This window comes from Streptomyces europaeiscabiei (assembly GCF_001550375.1).
Taxonomy (GTDB): domain Bacteria; phylum Actinomycetota; class Actinomycetes; order Streptomycetales; family Streptomycetaceae; genus Streptomyces; species Streptomyces europaeiscabiei.
The window spans coordinates 1-3,111 of record NZ_LRTR01000087.1 but is presented as its reverse complement, the minus strand read 5'-3'; the positions used below and the strand labels follow the sequence as shown (position 1 = coordinate 3,111).

The window sequence follows — 3,111 nt, the reverse complement described above, 5'->3', positions numbered from 1 at the left end:
CGTCTCGACCGGGCAGGTCGTCGCCGACGAACACCCCGCGTACGGGCGCTCCTACCAGACGCCGTTCGCGGACCGGATCCGGCACGAGGCGGGGGTGCCGGTGATCGCCGTCGGCGCCATCTCCTCCTGGGACGACGTCAACTCCCTCATCCTGGCGGGCCGCGCGGACCTGTGCGCCCTCGGCCGCCCCCACCTCTACGACCCCCACTGGACCCTCCACGCGGCGGCCGAACAGGGCTACTCGGGCCCAGGCGTCAGCTGGCCCGCTCCCTACCGAGCAGGCAGCCGCCGCCCCAACACGGGCCGTACGGACGCCCCGAAACCCCGACTGAGCCTGTCCTAGCCGCGGGCATGCCGCCCGGCTTGTCCTACTCAACTGCGGGCAATCGTGCGGCTGGGGCGGCACGATTGCCCGCAGCCATGGCGGCGGGCGTCGGCGTCGGTGCTAGGACAGGTCCACCATCCCCGCCGTCAGAGTCGCCCCGTCCGCCGGGTCGACCAGGATGAACGCCCCCGTCCGACGAACGGCCGTGTAGTCGTCCAGGGCCAGTGGCTCGGCCGTGCGCAGGGCGATCCGGCCCAGGTCGTTCGTGGTCAGTTCGGGGTGGCCGCCGAGGTCCTTGACGATGGCCTTGACGGTGCGGGTGGTGTGCCGGAGCAGTACGCGGTCGCCCACCCGGAGCGGCCGTTCCGCCAGGTGACAGACGGCCGCACGGACGTCCCGCGTCAGTGTCGGCGCGTCCGCCCCGCCCGTCGTGATCATGTCGCCACGGGAGACGTCCCGCTGGTCCGCCAGCCGCAGGCTGATCGACTGCGGCGCGTGCGCGGCACGTGTCGCCTCGCCCAGCACGTCGATCCCCGTGATCTCGGACGTCCCACCGGAGGGATGGACGGTCACCCGGTCACCCACCCGCAGGGCGCCCGACACCAACTGCCCGGCGTAGTACCGGACTTCGTCGTGCCGGATCACGTACTGCACGGGGAAGCGCGCCGGAGCGTCCGCCGCCTGCACGCCCACCGGAACGGTCTCCAGGAATTCGAGGAGCGCCGGACCGCGGTACCAGTCCATGTGTCCGGACCGCTCGACGACGTTGTCACCGACCAGCGCCGAGACCGGGATCGAGGTGAAGGCGGGCAGCCCCAGGTCGTCGGCGTGCCGCGTGAAGTCCTCGACGATCCGGCGGAACTCCTCCTCCTCGTACCCGACGAGGTCCATCTTGTTGACGGCCAGCACCACGTGCGGGACGCGCAGCAGCGCCGCCACGGCCGTGTGCCGCAGCGTCTGCTCGACCACCCCGTTGCGCGCGTCGACGAGGACGATCGCCAGCTCGGCGGTGGACGCGCCGGTCACCATGTTGCGGGTGTACTGCACATGGCCGGGGGTGTCGGCGAGGATGAACCGGCGGCGTGCCGTGGCGAAGTAGCGGTACGCCACGTCGATGGTGATGCCCTGTTCCCGCTCGGCCCGCAACCCGTCGGTCAGCAGTGCCAGGTCCGGTGCCCCCTGCCCACGGCTCGCGGACACCCGCTCCACCGCCTCCAACTGGTCCGTCAGAACCGACTTGGAGTCGTGCAGCAGCCGCCCGACGAGCGTGGACTTGCCGTCGTCGACCGATCCGGCGGTCGCGAAGCGCAGTGTGTCGACGGTGGCCGAGGGCTTCTCGGCCGTGATCGTGTGCTTGGTCGTGCTCATGGGCGTACTCATGGTCGTACTCATGCCTAGAAGTACCCCTCGCGCTTACGGTCCTCCATCGCGGCCTCGGACATCCTGTCGTCCGCGCGCGTCGCACCCCGCTCGGTCAGCCGGGAGGCCGCGATCTCGGCGATGACCTGCTCCAATGTCACCGCGTCCGAGTCCACCGCACCCGTGCAGGACATGTCACCCACGGTCCGGTACCGCACCTGCCGCTTCTCGATGGTCTCGCCGTCCTTGGGGCCGCCCCACTCGCCGGCGGTCAGCCACATCCCGGCCCGCTGGAACACCTCACGCTCGTGCGCGAAGTAGATCTGGGGGAGTTCGATGCCCTCGCGGGCGATGTACTGCCAGACGTCCAGCTCGGTCCAGTTGGACAGCGGGAACACGCGGACGTGCTCGCCGGGCGCGTGGCGGCCGTTGTACAGGTTCCACAGCTCGGGCCGCTGGCGGCGTGGGTCCCACTGGGAGAACTCGTCCCGCAGCGAGAAGACCCGCTCCTTGGCGCGTGCCTTCTCCTCGTCGCGTCGTCCGCCGCCGAAGACGGCGTCGAACTTCTCCGCCTGGATCTTCTCCGTCAGCGGCACGGTCTGGAGCGGATTACGGGTGCCGTCGGGGCGTTCCTTCAGCACTCCCCGGTCGATGTAGTCCTGTACGGAGGCGACGTGCAGTCGCAGTCCGTGCTCGGCGACCGTGCGGTCGCGGTACTCCAGGACCTCGGGGAAGTTGTGTCCGGTGTCGACGTGCAGCAGCGTGAAGGGGACGGCCGCCGGGGCGAAGGCCTTCAGTGCCAGGTGCAGCATGACGATGGAGTCCTTGCCGCCGGAGAACAGGATCACCGGCCGCTCGAACTCACCCGCCACCTCACGGAAGATGTGGACGGCCTCGGACTCCAGCGCGTCCAGGTGGGACAGCGTGTACGGGGTGCCGGTCTCCCCGGGGACGGCCGCGACGGTCGTCGTCATGCCAGACCCCTCTCGGTGAGCAGCTCGTGGACCAGCGCCGCGGACTCCTGGACCGTCTGGTCCTGCGACTCGATGCGCAGATCCGGGGTCTCGGGGGCCTCGTAGGGGTCGTCGACACCGGTCAGCCCGGAGATCTCCCCGGCCGCCTGCTTGGCGTACAGACCCTTCACATCGCGTTCGGAGCACACCTCGACCGGCGTAGCCACATGCACCTCGACGTACGCGGCACCGCTCGCCGCGTGACGCTTGCGGACCGCCTCGCGGCTGTCGGCGTACGGCGCGATGACCGGCACGAGCGCATGGACGCCGTTACGGGCGAGCAGGTCGGCGAGGAAGCCGATGCGCTGCACGTTGGTGTGGCGGTCGGCGCGGCTGAAGCCCAGGTCCGCGGTGAGGAACTCGCGGATCTCGTCGCCGTCGAGGACCTCCACGAGGTGGCCGTCCTCACGCAGC

3 protein-coding genes and 1 pseudogene are annotated in these 3,111 nt (G+C 70.5%); 1 reads left to right on the top strand and 3 read right to left on the bottom strand.

Features of this window, described 5'->3' with window-relative positions; genetic code table 11:
• Nucleotides 1-343: pseudogene (locus AWZ10_RS03875) on the top strand (bifunctional salicylyl-CoA 5-hydroxylase/oxidoreductase); the annotation flags it as partial.
• Between the two features lie 102 nt (nucleotides 344-445).
• On the opposite strand, the gene AWZ10_RS03870 reads toward AWZ10_RS03875, so the two are convergent.
• The 3 genes from AWZ10_RS03870 to cysC form a co-directional block, all read right to left on the bottom strand.
• Complete coding sequence (locus AWZ10_RS03870; RefSeq protein ID WP_046703298.1) at nucleotides 446-1,693, bottom strand: sulfate adenylyltransferase subunit 1; 1,248 nt, start codon at nucleotides 1,691-1,693, stop codon at nucleotides 446-448.
• 26 nt (nucleotides 1,694-1,719) lie between these two features.
• On the bottom strand, nucleotides 1,720-2,658 hold the full coding sequence (gene cysD, locus AWZ10_RS03865; protein ID WP_060890437.1) for a sulfate adenylyltransferase subunit CysD: 939 nt from the start codon (nucleotides 2,656-2,658) through the stop codon (nucleotides 1,720-1,722).
• On the bottom strand, nucleotides 2,655-3,111 hold a 457-nt coding region (gene cysC / locus AWZ10_RS03860), incomplete at its 5' end, for an adenylyl-sulfate kinase (protein ID WP_060890436.1). The genes cysD and cysC, both read right to left, overlap by 4 nt.